Annotated in this window: 20 protein-coding genes; 11 read left to right on the plus strand and 9 right to left on the minus strand. The window is 70.9% G+C overall.

Going from position 1 to position 20,113, the window contains the following annotated elements; all coding sequences use genetic code 11:
* Positions 1-18: 18 nt before the first annotated feature.
* The 4 genes from rpoD to dnaG all read right to left on the minus strand — a co-directional run bounded on the left by rpoD (position 19) and on the right by dnaG (position 5,277).
* Positions 19-1,122: an RNA polymerase sigma factor RpoD gene (gene rpoD / locus ACIBVN_RS08225; RefSeq protein WP_240779826.1), complete on the minus strand. Its 1,104-nt coding sequence runs from the start codon at positions 1,120-1,122 to the stop codon at positions 19-21.
* A 339-nt stretch (positions 1,123-1,461) separates the two neighbouring features.
* The gene (locus tag ACIBVN_RS08230; protein WP_397133979.1) at positions 1,462-2,346 is read right to left on the minus strand and encodes a WD40 repeat domain-containing protein; all 885 of its coding nucleotides are present in this window, start codon (positions 2,344-2,346) and stop codon (positions 1,462-1,464) included.
* Positions 2,343-3,374: a hypothetical protein gene (locus tag ACIBVN_RS08235; RefSeq protein WP_397133981.1), complete on the minus strand. Its 1,032-nt coding sequence runs from the start codon at positions 3,372-3,374 to the stop codon at positions 2,343-2,345. Before ACIBVN_RS08235 ends, ACIBVN_RS08230 begins: the two co-directional genes overlap by 4 nt.
* A 61-nt stretch (positions 3,375-3,435) precedes the next feature.
* Positions 3,436-5,277 (minus strand): DNA primase, encoded by a 1,842-nt coding sequence (gene dnaG / locus ACIBVN_RS08240; RefSeq protein ID WP_397133983.1) that lies wholly within the window; start codon positions 5,275-5,277, stop codon positions 3,436-3,438.
* 142 nt (positions 5,278-5,419) lie between these two features.
* On the opposite strand from dnaG, the gene ACIBVN_RS08245 reads away from it, so the two are divergent.
* The gene (locus ACIBVN_RS08245; protein ID WP_397133985.1) at positions 5,420-6,328 is read left to right on the plus strand and encodes a M23 family metallopeptidase; all 909 of its coding nucleotides are present in this window, start codon (positions 5,420-5,422) and stop codon (positions 6,326-6,328) included.
* On the opposite strand, the gene ACIBVN_RS08250 is transcribed toward ACIBVN_RS08245, so the two are convergent.
* Complete coding sequence (locus tag ACIBVN_RS08250) at positions 6,291-7,454, minus strand: NAD(P)/FAD-dependent oxidoreductase (protein ID WP_397133987.1); 1,164 nt, start codon at positions 7,452-7,454, stop codon at positions 6,291-6,293. The two genes, ACIBVN_RS08245 and ACIBVN_RS08250, sit on opposite strands and share 38 nt — an antisense overlap.
* A gap of 67 nt (positions 7,455-7,521) precedes the next feature.
* Positions 7,522-8,742: a deoxyguanosinetriphosphate triphosphohydrolase gene (locus tag ACIBVN_RS08255; RefSeq protein ID WP_397133989.1), complete on the minus strand. Its 1,221-nt coding sequence runs from the start codon at positions 8,740-8,742 to the stop codon at positions 7,522-7,524.
* Between the two features lie 79 nt (positions 8,743-8,821).
* Between ACIBVN_RS08255 and ACIBVN_RS08260 the strand changes: the two genes are divergently transcribed.
* Positions 8,822-10,366 (plus strand): M48 family metallopeptidase, encoded by a 1,545-nt coding sequence (locus ACIBVN_RS08260; protein WP_397133991.1) that lies wholly within the window; start codon positions 8,822-8,824, stop codon positions 10,364-10,366.
* Here ACIBVN_RS08260 and ACIBVN_RS08265 read toward each other — a convergent pair.
* Positions 10,363-11,094, minus strand: coding sequence for a phosphotransferase (locus ACIBVN_RS08265; protein ID WP_397133992.1), 732 nt, complete (start codon positions 11,092-11,094; stop codon positions 10,363-10,365). The two genes, ACIBVN_RS08260 and ACIBVN_RS08265, sit on opposite strands and share 4 nt — an antisense overlap.
* A 106-nt stretch (positions 11,095-11,200) precedes the next feature.
* On the opposite strand from ACIBVN_RS08265, the gene ACIBVN_RS08270 reads away from it, so the two are divergent.
* Positions 11,201-11,668, plus strand: a complete 468-nt coding sequence (locus ACIBVN_RS08270) for a DUF6194 family protein (protein WP_397133994.1) — start codon at positions 11,201-11,203, stop codon at positions 11,666-11,668.
* Positions 11,669-11,686: 18 nt separating this feature from the next.
* On the opposite strand, the gene ACIBVN_RS08275 is transcribed toward ACIBVN_RS08270, so the two are convergent.
* On the minus strand, positions 11,687-12,217 hold the full coding sequence (locus ACIBVN_RS08275; RefSeq protein WP_397133996.1) for a GNAT family N-acetyltransferase: 531 nt from the start codon (positions 12,215-12,217) through the stop codon (positions 11,687-11,689).
* A 41-nt stretch (positions 12,218-12,258) separates the two neighbouring features.
* Positions 12,259-13,116, minus strand: a complete 858-nt coding sequence (locus ACIBVN_RS08280; protein WP_397133997.1) for a methyltransferase domain-containing protein — start codon at positions 13,114-13,116, stop codon at positions 12,259-12,261.
* Positions 13,117-13,374: 258 nt separating this feature from the next.
* On the opposite strand from ACIBVN_RS08280, the gene ACIBVN_RS08285 reads away from it, so the two are divergent.
* The 8 genes from ACIBVN_RS08285 to ACIBVN_RS08320 all read left to right on the plus strand — a co-directional run bounded on the left by ACIBVN_RS08285 (position 13,375) and on the right by ACIBVN_RS08320 (position 20,107).
* Positions 13,375-14,955, plus strand: a complete 1,581-nt coding sequence (locus tag ACIBVN_RS08285; protein WP_397133999.1) for a serine/threonine-protein kinase — start codon at positions 13,375-13,377, stop codon at positions 14,953-14,955.
* Positions 14,946-15,221, plus strand: coding sequence for a hypothetical protein (locus ACIBVN_RS08290; RefSeq protein ID WP_397134001.1), 276 nt, complete (start codon positions 14,946-14,948; stop codon positions 15,219-15,221). The genes ACIBVN_RS08285 and ACIBVN_RS08290 overlap by 10 nt, the downstream gene beginning before the upstream one ends.
* Positions 15,222-15,310: 89 nt before the next feature.
* Positions 15,311-16,099 carry an FHA domain-containing protein gene (locus ACIBVN_RS08295; RefSeq protein WP_397134003.1) on the plus strand — a complete coding sequence of 263 codons (789 nt, stop codon included), beginning with the start codon at positions 15,311-15,313 and terminating at the stop codon, positions 16,097-16,099.
* Between the two features lie 118 nt (positions 16,100-16,217).
* Positions 16,218-16,364: a hypothetical protein gene (locus ACIBVN_RS08300; RefSeq protein ID WP_349455716.1), complete on the plus strand. Its 147-nt coding sequence runs from the start codon at positions 16,218-16,220 to the stop codon at positions 16,362-16,364.
* Positions 16,361-17,356, plus strand: a complete 996-nt coding sequence (locus ACIBVN_RS08305) for an AAA family ATPase (RefSeq protein ID WP_397134005.1) — start codon at positions 16,361-16,363, stop codon at positions 17,354-17,356. The genes ACIBVN_RS08300 and ACIBVN_RS08305 overlap by 4 nt, the downstream gene beginning before the upstream one ends.
* Positions 17,353-18,294 (plus strand): DUF58 domain-containing protein, encoded by a 942-nt coding sequence (locus ACIBVN_RS08310; protein ID WP_397134006.1) that lies wholly within the window; start codon positions 17,353-17,355, stop codon positions 18,292-18,294. Before ACIBVN_RS08305 ends, ACIBVN_RS08310 begins: the two co-directional genes overlap by 4 nt.
* Positions 18,291-19,235, plus strand: a complete 945-nt coding sequence (locus ACIBVN_RS08315) for a VWA domain-containing protein (RefSeq protein WP_397134008.1) — start codon at positions 18,291-18,293, stop codon at positions 19,233-19,235. The genes ACIBVN_RS08310 and ACIBVN_RS08315 overlap by 4 nt, the downstream gene beginning before the upstream one ends.
* Positions 19,214-20,107: a S1C family serine protease gene (locus ACIBVN_RS08320; protein ID WP_397134010.1), complete on the plus strand. Its 894-nt coding sequence runs from the start codon at positions 19,214-19,216 to the stop codon at positions 20,105-20,107. The genes ACIBVN_RS08315 and ACIBVN_RS08320 overlap by 22 nt, the downstream gene beginning before the upstream one ends.
* Positions 20,108-20,113: the final 6 nt, after the last annotated feature.

Here is a 20,113-nt window from a genome sequence, read left to right on the forward strand (position 1 = left end):
CGGGCCCGTTCCCTCGGATCAGTCCAGGTAGTCCCTGAGCATCTGCGCGCGCGTCGGGTGGCGGAGCTTGGCCAGGGTCTTCGACTCGATCTGCCGGATGCGCTCCCGCGTGACGCCGAACTCCCTGCCCACCTCCTCCAGCGTGCGCGGATGCCCGTCGGCCAGGCCGAAGCGGAGCTGGATGATGCGCTGCTCGCGATCGGAGAGCGTGGCCAGGATGTCGTCGAGCTGGTCCTGCAGCATGATGAAGGCCGCGGCCTCCATGGGCACGACAGCGTCGGCGTCCTCGATGAAGTCGCCGAGGTCGGAGTCCTCCTCACCGATCGGCGACTGCAGCGACACGGGCTCCTGGGCGATGCGCTGGATCTCCACCACGCGATCGACGGGGAGGTCCATCTCCTTGGCGATCTCCTCGGGGATCGGCTCGCGGCCGAGGTCCTGGTGGAGCTGGCGTTGCACGCGTACGAGCTTGTTGATCGTCTCCACCATGTGCACGGGGATGCGGATCGTCCGAGCCTGGTCGGCGATGGCCCTGGTGATCGCCTGCCTGATCCACCAGGTCGCATAGGTGGAGAACTTGTAGCCCTTCGTGTAGTCGAACTTCTCGACTGCCCTGATGAGCCCGAGGTTGCCCTCCTGGATCAGGTCCAGGAACAGCATGCCGCGGCCGACGTACCGCTTGGCGATCGACACCACGAGCCTGAGGTTGGCTTCGATGAGCCGCTGTTTGGCTCTGGTGCCCTGCCAGACGAGCTCCCTGAACTCCGGGAAGGCCAGACGCGAGACCCCGTTGGCCAGCTTGTCCTCGGCGAACAGGCCGGCTTCGATCGACTTGGCGAGCTCCACCTCCTCCTCAGCGGTCAGCAGCGGCACACGGCCGATCTCCCGTAGATATATACGGACCAGATCGCTGGTCGGCGCTCGCTTGCCAACGTCTTCTTCATCGGCGCGGGTGGTCTCCTCGTCGCCCTGGGGCTCGAGGACCTCCACGCCGTTCTCGGCGAGCATCCGCACGACGCGTTCAAGCGCGTCGGACGGCAGCTCGGACCGGTCAAGCGCGGCGGCGACGTCATCGACGGTTACGCTCCCGCGCTCCCTTCCCTTCGCGACGAGGTCCGCCACCTGATCTACCGATGGCGGACTGCTTGGCAGCACCGATGCACCCACGGGAGACAGTCTGCAGTATTGGTTCCATCAAATGGCAGACCCATTTTTGTCACCGAAGGTAAGACGATCGTGCTTACCGAATTGAGATCGCTTTTAGGTTTGGCCGGAGTTTGATCAGGAAAGTAAAGTCAATTACGCGGTCTGGATTCAGGCGCCCGGCGACACCCCCCGGCCGGACGCAACTCTTTCGCTGCCCTGACGTCGTTCTTCAGCGCCTTTGTCACGTAGTGGACCGCGCCAAGTTCCCCGGTCAACCACCCTGGTGTGCCGCTTGCGACCGCGGCCAAACTGTTATCAACCACCGGCGTGATAAGCCCGGCTCGTGGGGGTCCGGTAGGCGTCCGCGACCTCGCTCGCGCCGCTGTCCACGTCGATCCTGAGCCGCTGTGTCCGTTTCCCGTCGGTCACGCGGAGCGTCACCTCATGCTCTCCCGTCCAGGTGGCGGCGGCGGGCCGCTGTTTCAGCGGGAGCAGCCGGCCGGTCTTCCGGGTCGCCAGGTCGTACACCACCAGGCCCGGGGCCTCGCCCGGCACGTACACGACGATCCTGCGCCCGTCCGCCGCCAGCGCCGCGACCGTGCCCTCGCTGTCGTCCTCGGGCAGGTTGTGGCCCACGATCTGGGGCGGGGTGTCCCGGCGGAGCACGCGGCCACGCAGGTCGGTGACGATGACGTCGGTGGTCGGGCCGCTGTTCTTGACCAGCAGCACCTCACCGCCGTCGCCGCTGAACCCGGTGGCCCACAGGTGGATGGGGGCCGGGAGCGTGCCGATCTTCTTGCCCGTGCCGGTGTCGAAGACCCGCGCCCGATGGGTCCCGTCGTTGTCGAAATACGCCAGCCGCCTGCCGTCCGGCGACAACATCAGCCGCGTCTCGTCCACGCCGACCTTGTTCCCAGGCTGGCCGAACGACCCCATGCGCCGGCCCGCGGGGTAGGTGACGAGCGCTCTGTCCTTGGGCCTGAAGTACGCCGCCCGGGTCCCGTCCGCGCTCACCGCGACCGGCGTCGCGCCTTCGCCCAGCGCCTTGAGCGTCCTCGTGGCCCCGCTCCGCAGCACCACCCGCAGCTTTCCGTGCTTGAGCGGTACGGCGTACCGGATCGGGTCGCTCTGGGCCTGGGCGGCGGGAATGATCGCGAACGGCAGCAAAAGCCCGGCCGCAACGGCAATGCGCATACTCATCGCTTTTTCGGCACCCCTGCGAAGATCGTGTATTTGTCCAGCTGCCTGATGGCGCCCGTGGCGGCGTCGAGAGCGTAGACCCAGGTGGTCCACCGGCCCTCCTCGTCGGAGCCGTCCCCCCGATACAGCTCCAGCCGCCCGCGCGGCCCCCAGCCCAGGCCCAGCGCGCTCGGCTTGAGCTTGATCGCCTTGGCCTTCCCCGCCCAGCGGCGGGCCTGGAGGTCGTAGGCGCGCACCTGCTCGGGCCGCTTGTCCGTCGTCGGCAGCAGCACCAGCACCGTGTGGCCGTCCGCCGCCAGCGCGAGGCTGGCGTGGGTGGAGACCGCCACCTGGGGCGGCGTGTCGACGATGGGCTCGCCGTCGAGGGGATGGGCGATCAGCTGGACCGTGTTGTCGGACTTCTGCCTCGTCGCGAGCACCTCGTCGCCGTCGGCACTGAACCCCATGGGCACGTCGCCCGCCGGGATCGTCGCCAGCGTCGTGCCGTCGGCCGCGTCCACCACCAGCCCCGGCCGCTTCTTGGCCGCCTCGGGGTAGGCGACCAGCAGGCGGCTGCCGTCGGTCGACAGCTGCAGCTCGACGTACTTGGTGCCCACGCCCTTGCCGTAGGCGGGCAGGACGGTCGCCTTGCCGCCGGGCCACCGCTTGACGACCACCCGGCCGTCGCGGGCCCTGACGTAGGCGATCGTGCTGCCGTCCCCGCTGACCGCGAACGGTGCGGGACCGTCCTCGACCTCGTCGGCCCTGCTGCCGTCGGCCTCGGTGGCGTACCTGGCGGCGTCGGGGAACTTCACCCAGCGGCCGTCACGGAGGTAGAGGTACCAGGGGGCGCCCTTGCACGGCATGAAGTAGTCGCCCCCGCAGTTGGGCAGGTCGGCGGTCCTGATGACCGGGTCCTTCGCCGCAACTTCCGCGGCGGACGCACCTGCTGCCACGCGCGCGCCTGCCGCCGCGGACTCGCCTGCTGCCGCGGGCGCGGCCCCGGCCACCGCCAGCGCCGCCAGGGCGGTGATGATCTTGACTCTCACGCCCGGTTAGACCACCCCGCTGCCGCAAAGGTTGATCACGAACGGATCACAACGGCCGGGGTCAGCTCCCGGCGGCGCGGTCGCGGAGCACGCGGCGCTGCTGCTCCAGGGCCACCAGCTCCCCGAACAGCTTGTTGTACTCCTGCTGCTCCTCCACCGGATTGAGCCGCTGGATGCGCGACTTCACCTGCGCGATCGCCCGGTCCACCGCGATGGCCTCGATCGCCGCCAGCATGGCCCCGGCGTAGCGCTCCTCGGCGTGCGCGTCGGCCTGGATCGGCTCCACCGCGAAGCGGGTCACCAGCGCCCGGGCGCCCTCCTCGTGCGCGTGCTCGAGCAGCAGGTCGACCCACTCGCGACCGCCGTAGGCGCCCGCGGCCACACCACCGGCGGCCACGATGACCTTGTGCAGCAGCACATGGTCGGGAGCCGTGAACGCCTGCGGGTCGAGCGCGTCGAAGCGCGGCCCGAGCAGCGCGGGACGCTGCACGGCCAGCTTGAGCAGCTCGCCCTCCACCCGCACGCTCGGATCGACGGGCGCGGCCTTGGGCGCGCGCTGCGGGCGGCCCTGCTGCGCCCCCGCCGCCTCGGCGATGCGCTGCATGACGAACCGCTCGTCCATGAACCCCAGCCACCGGTCGAGGTCGATGGCGTACCGCTTGCGCAGCCCCACGTCCTTGATCCCGGCCACGATCGGCGCGGCGGCGTCCAGAGCGGCGATCTTGCCTTCGTTGCTGCGCAGGTCGTAACGCGAGATCGTGCTCCTGATCGCGAACTGGAAGAGCGGCTCCCTGCTCGCGATCAGATCCCGCACGGCCGCGTCGCCCTGCTTGACGCGCAGGTCGCACGGGTCGAGCCCGTCACCCTGCACCGCGACGTAGGTCTGCGTGACGAACTTCTGCTCGTCGGCGAACGCCCGCAGCGCCGCCTTCTGCCCCGCCGCGTCACCGTCGAAGGTGAAGATCACCTCACCCCGGAACTCGGCCTGGTCGAGCAGGAACCTGCGCAGGATCTTGATGTGCTCCTCGCCGAACGACGTGCCGCACGTGGCCACCGCCGTCGGCACTCCGGCCAGATGGCAGGCCATCACATCGGTATAGCCCTCGACGATCACCGCCTGAGACCGCTTGGAGATCTCTCGTTTGGCGAGATCAATCCCATAAAGCACCTGGCTCTTCTTGTAAAGCGGCGAGTCAGGCGTATTGAGATATTTCGGACCGTCATCGGAATCGAGCAACTTTCGCGCCCCAAATCCGATCACGTCCCCGGTGGCGTCCCTGATCGGCCAGATCAGCCGCCCCCTGAACCGGTCCATGGGCCCCCGCCGCCCCTCCTTGGCCAGCCCGCCCTTGACCAGCTCCTCGGCGGTGAACCCGCGCCCCAGGAGATGCCGCGTGAGCGCCTCCCACTCGGCGGGCGCGTACCCCACCCCGAACATCTCGGCGTCGGCCCGCTCGAACCCCCGCTCCGACAGGAACCGCCGCCCGGCCGCCGCGTCGGGCCCGAACAACTTCTCCGCGTAGAACTCGGCCGCCGCCTTGTGCGCCTCGATCAGCCTGGCCCGCTCGCCGTGGTCGCGCCTCGGCACGTAGCCGCCCTGCTCGTACTGCAGCTGGATCCCGGCCCGCTGCGCCAGCCGCTCGACCGCCTCGCCGAACGACAGGTGCTCGATCTTCTCGACGAACGTGATCACGTCGCCGCCCTCGGAGCAGCCGAAGCAGAAGAACATGCCGCGCTCGGGGGTGACGTTGAAGGACGGGCTCTTCTCGTCGTGGAAGGGGCACAGGCCCTTGAGATTGCCGCCCCCCGCGTTGCGCAACTGGATGTGTTCGCCGATCACGTCGGCGATGGGTGAACGCTCGCGTACGAGCGCGATGTCGACATCACGGATCCGGCCAGCCACGCCGGTGAGTCTATTCCGCCCCACCGACACTTCCGGCCACTACGGGTGCGGTACGGGATAGGTGGGCATTACCTGTGAGTCGCGATAGGGGGAAAGCGGCTCTGCGAGGCTCTTTCGTCGGCTACAAAGGTAAAGGTTGTCGGTGGAAACGGTGACACGGGTGGAGATCATGCGATCGGGGCATCTCGGACGATGGGCGGCCGTCACGGGCGCCGTGCTGCTGACTGCTGCCTGCTCCCAGGCCACCGGGCTGGCCGGGGTCAGCGCCCAGTCGCCCGCCACCGCCCCGCCCTCCACCGCCCCGGCAGCGGCCTCGACGAGCCCGGCGGCCTCCGCGCCCCCCAGCCAGACGGCGGAGCACCAGGCGGCCGAGCAGCCGCCCAAGGGTGACGACCCGGTCAGGGTGCCGCCGCCGAAGTTGTCGAAGTACGAGTACACGTTCCCGGTCAAGGGCTGCAAGACGACCTACCAGCGCAAGCTGCTCGTGCTGCCCAAGACGACGATCTGGGCCCAGCAGGGGTGCGCGTTCGTGGCGCCGATCGGCGGCGTCGTGGACGAGGTGAACATCCAGAACAAGTGGCGCCCGACCACGGATGCGGGGGCCGACCGCGAGGGCCGGTTCGTCACGATCATCGGTGACGACGGCGTGCGTTACCTCGGCGGCCACCTCGACTCGGTCGCCGAGGGCATCAAGCCGGGCGTCCGCGTCAAGGCGGGCCAGCTGCTCGGGCGGGTGGGCAAGTCGGGCAACGCCCGCGACACCGGGGCCAATCTCTACTTCGCGATCTCGTGGAAGACGGGCCCGGCCTTCTGGTGGGTGCGCAGGGGCATGGTCAAGCCGTGGGACTACCTCGACGCCTGGCAGTCCGGCAACCGCACGTACTCGCCCAGGGAGGAGACGCTGGCGCTGCGCGGCAAGCTGGGCGAGACGCCGCGCTGCGCGGTGCAGTGCGCGTCGAAGAAGACCCCGCAGGCCGGGAAGACGCAGGGCCCGAAGCGCGACGACGGCACGGTCACCGTGACCCCGTCGATAGCTCCTTTTGGTCAATGACGACGCCTGACCTGATGAGCTCCTGGATCTCGTCCACGACGTCCCAGGTGTTGACGTTCATGCCGGCGATCACCCGGCCGCCGCGCAGCCAGTACGCGATGAACTCCAGGCTCTCCGGCTCGCCACGATAGACGATCTCGTCGTAGCCCTCGATGTCGCCGGAGAACTCCATGCTCAGCTCGTACTGGTCGGTGTAGAAGTACGGGATCCGGTCGTAGACCACGTCCTGGCCGAGCATGGATCTGGCGGCCGCCGGGCCGCCGTGCAGGGCGTTGGCCCAGTGTTCGACGCGCAGGCGGCGCCCGTAGAGGGGGTGGAAGGGCTCGGCCACGTCGCCGGCGGCGAACACGTCGGGGTGCGAGGTGCGCAGGGCCGCGTCGGTGAGTATGCCCTGGCCGACGTCGAGCCCGGCCTCGCGGGCGAGCCCGATCTCGGGCACGGCGCCGATGCCGACCACGACGAAGTCGGCGGCGAGCCGCTCGCCCGAGCTGAGCCGCACGCCGCTGTCGGTGATCTCGGCGGCGGCGGTGCCGAAGCGCAGGTCCACGCCCTTGCCGGCGTGCAGGCGGGCGAACAGGTCGCCGAGCTCGTTACCGAGCGTCCGGTTGAGCGCGGTGGGCTCCGGCTCGACGACGGTGACCTCGCAGCCCGCCCCGCGGGCGGCCGCCGCGGTCTCCAGCCCGATCCAGGACGCGCCGACGATGAGCACGCTGCCGGCGGTGGCGAAGCGCTCCTTGAGCGCCTCGCTGTCCTGGACGGTACGCAGGTAGTGAGCGGGTCCAGGCAGGCGTCTCGGGGTGGCGCCGGTCGCGATGAGCAGTTTGTCGTACGGCTGGCGCACCCCGCCGTCGAGCCTGACCAGGTGGTGCTCGGGCTCGATGCGCGTGACGCGGGTGCCGAGCCGCAGATCGACGCCGTTGTCCGCGTACCACTCAGGGGCGTGGACGAAGATCTTCTTTCGTTCGCTCTTGCCCTGGAGGTACTCCTTGGACAGGGGCGGTCGCTCGTAGGGCCGTTCGGGCTCGGCGCCGATCAGCACGATCTCGCCGTCGAAGCCTTCCTCGCGCAGTGTCTGCGCGGCCTTGGCTCCCGCGAGTCCGGCGCCGACGATCACAAATGTGGCCATGGGCGCAGTATCCGCCGACTGGGGTCATGGGAAAAGGCTGGTGGCCAGGCTCATGGATAAAGCTTGGTCAGCGGGAAAGCCTACGGTGCCAGGCCACCGCCGAGGTGTCGGTGAGTGAGGCGATCTGGTCGATCACCACGCGGACGCGGGCCGCGTCGTCGGGCGCCTCCAGGTACGCGGGCCGGAAGGCGGGCTCCAGCGTGCCCGGCGCGCCCAGCGTGATCTGGGCGGCCAGTTCGCTGATGAGCTCGCGCTGCCTGGCCTGGTTGACGTTGTGGTCCCTGGTGGTCATGACGTAGTGGGCGGTCACGCCTTTGAGCAGGGCGCACTCCAGCCGGGTGGCGTGGGGGACGACGAGGTCGGCGCGGTGGCGGGAGCCGTACACCTCTTTGGTGGCCGTCTGGGCGGAGCGGCAGAAGCGGCCGATGAGCCCGCTGGTGAGGGCCTTGAGGCCGGCCAGGTCGGCGAGCGTGGCCTCGAAGCGGCGCGGCCAGAGCGGGTCGGTGATCAGCTTGGCGAAGATCTCTTCCAGCTCGTTGAGGTCGGCGTACGGGGCGTACCAGGTCTGGGTGGTCTCGCACACCTGCGTGCGCTCGACGGGCGAGCGGAGCACCTCGGGCGTGACGTGGCCGGAGTGCAGGGCGTCCTCGAGGTCGTGCACGGAGTAGGCGACGTCGTCGGCCCAGTCCATGATCTGGGCTTCGAAGCTCACCCGCCCTTCCGGCGCGCCGTCCCTGATCCACCGGAACACGGGCAGATCATCGTCATAGACACCGAATTTTGGAGATTTGGCGGATGTCCAGGGATATTTGATGGAAGCGTCGAGGGCCGCCCGCGTCAGGTTGAGCCCGGCGCTGCGGCCGTCCTCGGTGAGCACCTTGGCCTCCAGCCTGGTCAGCAGGCGCAGGCTCTGCGCGTTGCCCTCGAAGCCGCCGCACGAGGCCGCCAGCGCGTTGAGCGCCACCTCCCCGTTGTGCCCGAACGGCGGGTGCCCCAGGTCGTGCGCCAGACAGGCGGTCTCCACCAGGTCGGGATCGACGCCGAGCGTGGCGCCCATCTCCCTGCCGACCTGGCCGCATTCGAGGGAGTGCGTGAGCCTGGTGCGCGGGATGTGCTGGCCGCCCCCGAGCGTCTCGCCAGGGCCCACGACCTGCGTTTTCGCGGCCAGCCTGCGCAGCGCGGCACTGTGCAGCACCCGTGCCCGATCACGCTCGAACGCGGACCGCTCAGGATTGCCGGGAGGTTCCGGAATCCAACGCTCCTGATCGTGCTGGTCGTAGTACGGCATTGCTTCGGTGATTTTATCCAGTTTCCGGACTCCGCTAATGTCGAGCCTCGCGAGAACCATTCCCCGGGAGCCCTCCTCCATGACGACAGCGTTCCGAGCGGTGCTGGCCTTCACCCTGCTCGCCGGCTTCTACGTTCTGGTCGGCCTCATCCTGGTGGCGGCCATCTTCTTCGACGTCCTGCTCCTCGTGGACTTCCACGCCAACACCCTCAAGGTCGCGATCGTCCTCACCCTGGCCGCGGGCGCGCTCGTACGGGCGCTGTTCATGGTGAGCCGCCGCCAGGGCGGCGAGCAGCCAGGAGTGGCGGTCAGCCGCGAGCACGAGCCGATGCTGTGGCAGACGGTCGAGGAGCTCGCGCAGCGCGTGCGCACGGCTCCGCCGGACGAGATCCGGCTGGTGGCGGAGGTGAACGCGGCCGTCTCCGAGGACACGCGCTGGCTGGGCATGAAGGCGACGCGACGGCGGATGTTCATCGGCCTGCCGCTGCTGCAGACGCTCACGGTGGACGAGATGCGCGCGGTGCTCGGGCACGAGCTCGGCCACTACAGCGGCGCCCACACGCGCCTCGGCGCGCCGGTCTACCGGGGGCGGGTCTCGCTCCTCGCCACCATCCAGGGGCTGGGCAACCACCCGTTCATCCAGCGCCTGTTCACCTGGTACGCCAAGCTCTACTTCCGGGTCTCGCAGGCCGTCTCGCGCAAGCAGGAGCTGGAGGCCGACCAGTTCGCGGTCGCGATCAGCGGCCGGCAGGCCATGGCGGGCGCCCTGCGCAAGATCCACGCCACCGCGATGGGCTGGGACCTGTACGTCAACGATTACCTGTCGCTGACCGGCGCGGGCGGCACCAGGCCGGCCTCGGTGTTCGGGGGCTTCCACGCGCTCATGAGCGACCCCGACCGGCAGTCCGAGATCGCCAAGCTGGGCGAGGAGCCGGAGGAGGTCTCGCCGTACGACTCCCATCCCAGCCTGGCCGAGCGCCTGGCCGCCATCGAGCACCTGCCGGAGCCGCCGCACGTGCCGGATCCGCGCTCCGCGCTGACGCTGCTGCGCGACGCGAACGTGGCGGTGCAGGCGGTGGAGCAGTCCATGTGGACGCCGGAGGCGCTGACGGGGCTGCGGCCGGTGCCGTGGGAGGAGCTGGTGTCGCACGGCATGTACGCGGGCCGCAACGCCGAGGCCCTGCGCGACCTGGCGGTGGCCGGGCAGCGGGTGATGGGTGCCGCGCGGCCGTACCTGGACGCCGCCTTCGAGGCGATCGCGCGGGGACGGCAGGCGGAGCTCGAGGCCGCGCTGCGCGAGCTGGGCTGGAGCCCGTCGGACACCCTGCTGGCGGGGGTGCTGGGGCAGGCGCTGGAGGCGGTGCTGATCCAGCTCGGGCAGGCCAAGTGGACCCTGTCGTGGTCGGGGCCGGCGCGGCTGCTGTACGACGACGGCGAGGAGGTGGCGCTGTCGGAGTACGCCGCGCAGGTGGCGGCCGACCCGGCGGCCGTGCCCGGCCTCCGGCAGTGGCTGGGCGACCACGGCATGCGCGCCGACTACGTCCCCGTCGAGGACCCCTCCCCCGCTTCTCCCGCCTCCCCCGCCTCCCCCGGGGCTCCGGTCCCCACGGGACAGAACACCTAGCGCAGCGCCCGCTCGAACTCGGCGCGGCGTTCGGCGACCCAGTCATGGCAGGCGCGCACCTGTGCCACCACCCCGCCCTCGCGCAGTCTGACCGCGTGCGGCATCCCGGCCGCCGCGTCGGCCTCGATGCCGCGCCAGCACCGGTCCTGCCACCACAGGACCGCCTCGACCACCTCGCCGCGCTCCCGTAGCCCGTAGGCGTCGCAGATCAGCCGCACCCGCCGGGCCGCGCCGGCCGGGTCCTCGACCGCGGGGCCGAGGCCCGCGTACTGCCAGCAGACGTGTGCCACGTCGTGGATGCGCCGGCCCGGCCCGGCGATGTCCCAGTCGATGAACGCGACCGGCCGCAGCCGCTCGCCCCGGTAGACGGTGTTCTTGGGCGACAGGTCGTTGTGGCAGACGACCTCCTCCTCGCCGGCCAGCGGCGTGCCGGCGGTCAGGTCGTGGAACTCCCGCACCAGCTCGGCGGCGCGCGCCAGGCTCTCGTCCGAGGCGACGCCGTCAGGCTGGGCGTCCGCCCAGGCCACGTGGCCGTCCACGAAGCTCAGGATCTCGCGGCCCTGCTCGTCGAGGCCCAGGAACCGGGGCGCGCCCGCCCACCCGCGCCGCTCGAAGTGGCGCAGCAGCTCGTGCACGTACGCGGCCCGCTGCCCGGGCGTGCGCCGGACGGTGTCGCCGACGCGGACGACGGTGTTGACGAAACCCCCGGGAAGGTGTGTCTCGGACATGGCCCCCAGCCTGCCAGACGCGTCCGCGCTTTGAAGCTTTCGTGCGGCCTACCGCCTGAATGCCGCGGAAAGTCTCACAGGGTGGTTCAATGAAACACTCGAAGGTATGACCGAGAACGAGATCATTGCATTCGTGTCCGGCTTCCCCGGAGTCGTGGCCATGACCGTCACCGAGGACAGCGGAGCGCCGGAGATCGCCTGGGGAGACACGTTCTTCTACTACGACCCGGAGGGCACTCTTGAGGCCCGCCCCCGTCAGCCGTTCGCGACCATCGTCACCAAGGACTACGACGGCTACGACACCGCCTCCGACCTGAACAGAACGGGCGTGTTCCGGCTGAACATCGCCATCGGGAGCGGCGAGTTCCAGCGGCTCGTCGGCTACCCGCCGAAGGAGCACGCCGAGCACCACGCCGGCACCGACTACACGGTCGAGGACCGCGTCATCCCGCACCCCGTGTACGCGCGCCAGGGCTGGGTCGCGATCCTGAACCCGGGCGAGCAGGCCCGCCCCCTCCTGTCCGAGGCCCACGCCCGCGCCGTGGCGCACCACCGCCCCCTCAGGGCCTCATGACGCGGCTGCCGTGAGGCGTCAGTCGTCGTGCCAGTCCGGGGGTGTGACCGTGCCGGAGAGCCAGTCGCGGCGGAGTATCGCGTAGCCGACGGCGTCATAGGGCCTGCCGTCCTGGCCTGGCCACGACTCGCGGTAGTGCGCCTCCTTGGCGTACCCGCTCTTGCGGAAGACCGCTCGCATCGCGTGGTTGTCCTGGCGGGTCGTGCCCTCGATCCGGTTGATGTGCGGCAGCTCGGTGAACAGGTGGCCGGTCAGCCAGGTGACCGCCTTCGTGCCGAGGCCCCGGCCCCGCCACTCCTGCCCGATCCGCAGGTCGAACAGGGGTGTGTCGTCGGCGAGGTCCTGCAGCCTGATCAGGCCGGCGCGCTGCCCGTCGGCGAGCACCCAGAACGTCCTGGTCTCCTCGTTGTCGTAAAGGCCGTCGGCGGCGCGGCTCCTGACGGCCTCGGGGTCCTGGGTGCTCGCGTGGAAGGGCCACTCCTGCCGGGTCAGGAAGTCGACGAGCAGGTCGGCGTCGTCGAGGGAGAACCTCGCGAACTCGATGCGCATCCCCGCATCCTGCTCATCGGCTCCTCACCCGGGCAAACGAATTACCCCCCGATCACGTGCTCGGGGCTGTCCAGCCAGATCCGCTGCCCCTCGGGCGTGACCGTCATGCCGAACCGCTCCAGCTCCGGCTCGCCCCACTTCGCCCACGTCAGGTGGGCCGCACGCCGCTCTCCGAGGACGTCGACGGCCAGGGCCGCGCCCCGCGGGTCGTCCGGCCGGGCGCACATCGTCGTGAGCCGCGCGAACCGGCCGCTCGCCGTGCCGTCCGGCCCTGCCACCAGCCGCAGGGCGTGATCGTCGCCGAACCCGCAGACGATCACCGCCCCGGGTCGGGCCTGCGCGATCCACGCGTACGGCACGGTGCGCACGGCGTACGTCACATGCACCCCGTCATACGGCGCCCGCTCGGCGCAGCCCGCCGCGCCGTCCCCCACGACCAGGTGCGGCAGGGCCCCAGCGGCCGCCAGGTTCTTGGCGGCCTGCTCGGCCACGGCGGCGTCCGCCTCGACCGACGTCACGCTTCCCAGCTGGCCGACCAGGCGGCCGAGCAGCGTGGCGGTCCACCCCGTGCCCGTGCCCACCTCCAGGATCCGCTGCCCGGACACGGGCCCGAGCAGCTCGAGCAGGTCGGCGACCGCGCCGGGCGCGGGGCAGGAGCACCCGTTGCCGGCCAGGACCGGCCGGCCCGCGTAGACGGCGTCCCACCAGGCCGGCGGGTCGGCGTCCCGGTCGATCGGCACGCGACGCCCGTCGCGCTCGAGGGACTCGCCCACGGGTGGCACGAACCAGTGGCGGGGAACCGCCCGCAACGCCTGCTCGATCGGGCGGGTGAGGGGTGGGCGGTGCTCGGTGATGGCCGCGATCATGGCGTCCAGCCGCCATGCGAGGTGCGGCAACATCACGTCTCCCCGTTCCCGAAAGGATGCCCGTAGTCGTGCCAGCCCACAGCTCACCTCCGCACCCGTGAAAACGCTATCCGTGACGGTACGACTACGATCCGGATGCGGCAAGGGTTTCCATGGAACTGAGCGGCGGCTCAAGGGGGGAGAGACGGGCGGCAAGGCGTCAGAACTGTGATCGAAACTCTGTGTATTTCCTTCCTCACCCAGTAGATTCGGAGCGCGCGGTGTTCCGTTGACCGGTGAGGGGGAAGCGCGGTGCGCCAGGGCACGATGGTCGGTGGGCGTTACCAGCTGGTCAAGTGCCTGGTCAGCAGCACCACGACCGAGGTCTGGCTCGCCCTCGAGGTCCCGCTGAACCGGAAGGTGGTCCTCAAGCGCCTGCTCTCCGACAGCGCCGAGTCCAGCCGGTTGCTCGCCGAGGCGCGCGCCCTCGCCTCGTTCAACCACCCGCACGTCGTCACTCTCTACGGCACCGAGGGCGACTGGCTCGTGATGGAGCACGTGGCCCATGGGAGCCTGGCCGACCGGCTCGACATGTCGCCGCGGCAGGCGGCGCGCGTCGGGACGCAGATCGCCGGCGCGCTGGCCGCCCTGCACGCCAAGGGCATCGTGCACCTCGACGTGAAGCCGGCCAACATCGTCGACACCGGCGACGGTGACGTGAAGCTGGCCGACTTCGGCGCCGCGTACCGGGTCGGGGACCGGGACACGCTGACGGTCAACGGCGCCATCAGCTACACCGTCGCCTACGCCGCTCCCGAGGTCGTCCTGGGGCAGCCCGGTCCGAAGTCGGACGTGTTCTCCCTCGGGGCCACCGTCTACGCACTGGTCGCCGGCCGTCCGCCGGGCCGGGGGGCCGAGGACGGTGAGTCGGATGCGGACGTCACGGCGTGGGAGGCCGCCTGGGCGGAGGTCGCGCTGACGGCGGACGTGGGGCCGCTGGACGGGCTGCTGCGGGAGATGCTGCGGCGGGATCCCCGGGACCGGCCGGGGATCGGGCAGGTCCAGGCGCGGCTGGCGGAGATCGCCGGTCTGCCCCGCGCCGGCGAGGCCGTCCCGCCGCGAGCCGAGGCCATCCCGGCCGGAGCCGCCGGCGGCCGGCGGCGGGCACTGGCTTTTCTGCGGAGGAGGTGGCCCTTGGCGCTCGTCATGGCGGGAGCGGCGTCAGCGGCCGTCGCCGTCCCCATCGTGCTGTCCACTCCGAGAGACCAGCCGGTCGACGGGCGCCTCAGCGCGTCCACGCCCGGCTCCTCCCAGGCGGCGGCATCGCCCGTGATCGGCGAGCCCCGTACGGCCGATCCCTGCGCGTTGCTCAGCCCCACCGCGCTCGGCCGGTTCGGCAGGACGGAGCTCGACATCGACTACGGCAACTTCGACCGGTGCGACGTCATCGTGTTCCCGCCCGATGGCGGCGTGGTGGACGTCAAGGCGGCCTTCGCCCGCGAGGAGCCGCCCGAACTCGCCAAGCTCAAGACCCTCGGCAAGGTCTCGGTCGTCGAGTCCCCGGCGGAGAGCGGAAGTTGCGATCGCACCATCGTGCTGCCCGGCGTGGCCAACACCGTCGTGTACGTCGACACGGAATGGGAAGAGCCCGGCAAAGCCGACCTGTGCGAGATCGGCGACGCCGCCACCGCCGTCGCAGCAAAGGTGCTCAGCCAGGGCCCACTCGCCCGCCACTCCCGGCGAACTCGCTGGCGCACAAGGACGCGTGCACCCTGCTCTCCGCCAAGGCACTCGAAGTCGTCCCGGGGATCGACGCCACCGATCCGGGCATCGAGTTCGGCCACTGGGCGTGCTCGTGGCGCAGCACCACCAGTAAGACGTACGTGCGGCTGAGGTTCGACCGCGACCAGCGGCCGAACGCGGAGGACGACGGAACGGTTACCATGCTCAACGGCTACCGCGCCTTCGTGCAGCCGAAGGAGGACAACGAATGGTCCTGCCTGGTCCAGGTGGTCTATCGCTCGTACACCGACCAGGACGGGCGCACGGCGATCGAGACGGTGCGCGTCGTGGTCGAGGGCTCGCGTCCGATGCGCCAGAAGTGCCAGATGGCCACCGATCTCGCCCGCTCCGCCACCACCCGGCTACGCGGCCCGTGACCCTTCGCCGAGCGGGCCGGGAAGGGTCCCGGAGAGGTTGGGGCACCATACGAGGGCGCGCGTACGACTAGCACGAAGGAGGCGAGTAGATGAGCGTCGCCAACAGCCTCGCGCATGGAGTGGAGGCGGCCGTTCCCGGCACACTCCACGCCCGCACCATCACCGGGGGCATCAGGGTCCGGCCACAGCCAGGCCGCCAAGTCCGCTTCGGCCGGGAAAAGCGTCCGACCGTCGACCTGACTGTGGGCGGGGACGACCAGTCGGTGAGCCGCCTGCACGCCGAGGTGAAGTACGAGGACAACTATTGGTGGCTGCGCAACCTGGGCCAGCAGCTCATGCGCCTGCCACACGGCCAGCTGATGCACCAGTCATCCGACCCCATACCGCTGGCGGCGGGCTACACCCCGCTGTTCATCAGGGGCTCGGGCTACCGGCAGCACCTGGTGGAGCTCTTCGTCACCGGCCCCTACGGCGACATCCAGGCGGACCGGCACGAGGCCGAGACCATCCCGCCCAAGATCTGGGAGATCAACGAGACGGAGCGGCTGCTTCTGGTGGTCCTGGGCGAACGCTACCTGCTGTACGAGGAGGCCCCTCGGCCGCTGACCTACAAGCAGGCGGCGGCCCGGCTGGCCTACCTCCGCAAGGATGACGACTGGCGGCCGAGCATCATCGAGGACCGGGTCGAGGCCGTCCGCTACCGGCTCCACGCCGCCGGGTTCCCGTATCCGCTGCGCCACGACAAGGCGGAAGGCCGCCCCTACGACAACAACCTGCTGCACAACCTCCTCAGAGGCCTGGTGGAGTCGACGACTCTCGTGCCCCCGGACCTGGACCTCCTGGAGTCCAAGAGCACCGATCCGGAGGAGGCTGACTAGCCAGAGGGGTGAGACCGAAAAATCGTGTAAAGGCGGGAGTTACGCGGGTTTTCGCGGTCCCTTGATGACATGCGTCCCAGGCCGCTAGGAAGGCCGACCCGATGGGACGAGGGGACCAATGCGTACATCACGTTTCGCTCTTGTGCTGCTGGCCGCGGGCGCCGTGCTCATGACAGGGAGTGCCGCGTTCGCCGATCCCGAGCCGACCGCGCTGGAGCTGCGGGTGGTCGTGGACGACTGCGAGCACAAGGTCGTGCAGCCATGACGGAACCCGCACTGCTCGAACGCGCGTTGTTCGAGGTCAAGCGGGTGATCGTCGGCCAGGATCACATGGTCGAGCGGCTGCTCGTGGCGGTGCTCGCCAAGGGCCACTGCCTCTTGGAAGGCGTGCCGGGCATCGCCAAGACGCTGGCCGCCGAGACCATGGCCACCGTGGTCGGCGGTACGTTCGCCCGCATCCAGTTCACGCCCGACCTGGTGCCGTCCGACATCGTCGGCACCAGGATCTACCGGCCGTCGACCGAGAGCTTCGACATCGAGCTCGGCCCTGTCATGGTCAACTTGCTGCTCGCCGACGAGATCAACAGGGCGCCGGCGAAGGTGCAGTCGGCGCTGTTGGAGATCATGGCCGAGCGGCAGGTCAGCATCGGCGGCGTCTCGCATGACGTGCCGAGGCCGTTCCTGGTGCTGGCCACGCAGAACCCGATCGAGTCCGAAGGCGTCTACCACCTGCCCGAGGCGCAGCGCGACCGCTTCCTCATGAAGATCGACGTGGACTATCCCAGCGAATCGGAGGAGCTGGCGATCGTCTACCGCATGAGCGTGGACCCGCCCGCGCCCCGAGCCGTTCTGGACCCCGCTCAGGTCGTCGCGCTCCAGCGGCGGGCCGAGCAGGTGTTCGTGCACCACTCGGTCGCCGAGTACGCGGTCCGCCTCGTGTACGCCACCCGCGACCCGGAGCGGTTCGGGGTGGCGGACGTGCGGCGGCTGCTGGCGTTCGGCGCGAGCCCGAGGGCGACGCTCGGCCTGCTTGCGGCCGGGCGGGCGCTGGCTCTCATGCGGGGGCGCGACTACGTGCTGCCGGAGGACGTACGGGACCTGGCGCACGACGTCATGGCGCACCGGCTGGTGCTCTCCTTCGACGCGCTGGCCGACGGGGTGGCGCCCAGGCAGATCGTGGACAGGGTGCTGGCGGCCGTGCCGCTGCCCGCCATCGCTCCCCAGCAGCAGGCGCAGCAGAACGAGGCCGTGGCATGAGGCCGTACCTGATCGCCGAGCCCGCGCTGCGCAGGCTCGAGCTGACGATCACCAGGAGACTGGATGGACTGTTGCAGGGGGAACACCTGGGACTGGTGCCGGGTCCGGGGAGCGAACCGGCGGAGACCAGGCCGTACCAGGTGGGCGACGACGTGCGGCGGATGGACTGGAACGTCACGGCCCGCACCAACGAGCCGCACGTCCGGGACCTGGTCGCCGACCGGGAGCTGGAGATCTGGGCGCTGCTCGACGCCACCGCCAGCATGGACTTCGGCACCGCCGCGATGGAGAAGCGGGAGCTGGCCCTGTCCGCGCTGGCGGCGGCCGGTTTCCTCACGCAGCGCACCGGCAACAGGATCGGCGTCCACCTGCTGCACGGCGGCGGCGTCAGGACGCTGCCCGCCAGGACGGGCCGGCCGCACCTGATGGCGCTGCTGCAGGCGGCGTTCGCGCTGCCCCGCACCCCGCCGGGGGTGGCGGAGCCGCTGCTGGGCGTGGCGGCCGAGCAGCTCGGCCGGGTGGTGCGGCGCCGCGGCCTGGTCGTGGTCGTGTCGGACTTCCTCGACACGCCCGAGACCTGGGAGCTGCCGCTGCGCAAGCTCACCGCCAGGCACCAGGTGCTGGCCGTGGAGGTGGTCGACCCACGTGAGCTGACGCTGCCCGACGTGGGGATCCTGACGCTGGTCGACCCCGAGACGGGGCGGCGGCGCGAGGTCGCCACGGGGAGCGCGCGGCTGCGCCGCAGGTACGCGGAGGCGGCCGCCGGGCAGCGCGAGGCGATCGGGCGGGCGCTGCGCCGGGCGGGGGTCACCCACCTGCGGCTGCGTACGGACCGGGACTGGGTACGCGACCTGGTCCAGCACGTCATGAGACAGCGCCGCCTGGCCGCCCTGGCCGGCCCGGTCCGTCCCCCTGCGGGAGGAGGTGATGCGGCGTGACGCTGATCGCGCCCCTGTGGTTGCTGCTGCTCGTCCCCGTGGCCCTGCTCGCCCTCACGTACGTGGTCATGGCATTGCGGAGCAGGACCGCGTACGCCGTCAGGTTCACCAACCTCGACCTGCTCGACAAGGTCGCACCAAGGCGACCGGGCTGGCGCAGGCACGTTCCCGCGGCGGCGCTGCTGCTGATGTTCGCGCTGCTCGTGATCGGCTTCGCCAGGCCGACGGCCGAGGTCCAGGTGCCGAGGGAGCGGGCGACGATCATGGTGGCGTTCGACGTGTCCGCGTCCATGGGCGCCACCGACGTCCAGCCCAACCGCTTCGAGGCGGCCAAGCAGGCGGCCAGGCAGTTCGTTGCGGGCCTGCCGGAGCGGTTCAACCTGGGCCTGGTGTCGTTCTCCTCGACGGCGTCCGTGGCCGTGCCGCCCACCACCGACCGGCAGGCGGTGCTGAGCGCGATCGACCGGCTCAGCACCGCCTCGGGCACCGCCATCGGCGAGGCCGTCTACTCCTCGCTGGAGGCCATCGCCGCGCTCGACACGCAGGAGGAGGCGCCGCCCGCGCACATCGTGCTGCTCTCCGACGGCTCCAGCACCACGGGCCGCACGGTGGACGACGCGGCCAGGCAGGCGTCCGCCCGTGGCGTCCCGGTCACGACCATCGCGTACGGCACGCCGGGCGGCACGATCGACATCTCCGGGCGCGAGGTGCCTGTGCCGGTGGACGGCCCGGCGCTGCGCGGCCTGGCCGAGACGGCGGGAGGCGGCTTCTACGAGGCGGCCAGCGGCGACGAGCTGCAGGCGGTCTACGAGGACATCGGCACGTCGGTCGGCTACCGGACCGAGCGGCAGGAGGTATGGCAGTGGTTCGTGGCGGCGGGGCTGGTCTTCGCGCTGATCGCGGCGGTGACGTCGATGTTGTGGTTCTCGAGGCTGCCATGAGGGGCCTGGGCAGCCCGCGCGGCCCGGAGTTCGTCACGCCGCCGCTCGGCCCGCGCGGCCCCGAGTTCGTCACGCCGCCGCTCGGCGCCACTGCCCCGGCCTCGCAGGCCGTGCCGCCGAAGACCGTGCATGCGCCGCGGAAAGCGCCGAAGGCACGCCTGCTGGTGACCGCCGCGCTCGTCGCGGCGCTCACCGGGGCGGCGGCGGGCGTGGCGGCGGCGCGGCTTGACGAAGGGCCGGCCCCCGCCACGGCCCTCCCCCGGGTGGCGCCCGCGCCGCCCGCGGGCCTCACCGGGCTCAGCGCGACGGCGGCCCGCGTGCTGCCCAGCGTGGTCTCGGTGGAGACGGACCGCGGGGGCGGCTCGGGGTTCGTGGTGGACGGCCGCGGCCACATCGTCACCAACGCGCACGTCATCAGCGGCAACGACCAGGTGACCGTGGTGCTGAACGACGGCCGCAGGATCAGCGCCCGCGTGATCGGCGAGGACGACGGCGAGGATCTGGCCGTGCTGGAGGTGGACTACCCTGGGGACCTGACGCCCGCCACCCTCGGCAGGTCCGGCGACCTGGCCGTCGGCGACCAGGTGCTGGCGATCGGCTCGCCGCTCGGCCTGTCGGGCACGGTCACCGCCGGCATCGTCAGCGCCCTGGACCGGGAGGTCCGCCTGGGCGGGTCGAGGCGCACGGCCGTGCAGACGGACGCGTCCATCAACCCCGGCAACTCGGGCGGCCCGCTGGTCAATGCCCGGGGCGAGGTCGTGGGGGTGAACACCGCGATCGCGGCGGGCCGGGGCGGCGGCAACATCGGCATCGGCTTCGCCATCCCCATCGACAGGGCCGCGCCGATCGCGGAACGAATCATCCGGAACTAGGGTCCC

This window comes from Nonomuraea sp. NPDC049400, from assembly GCF_044466425.1.
Lineage (GTDB): Bacteria > Actinomycetota > Actinomycetes > Streptosporangiales > Streptosporangiaceae > Nonomuraea.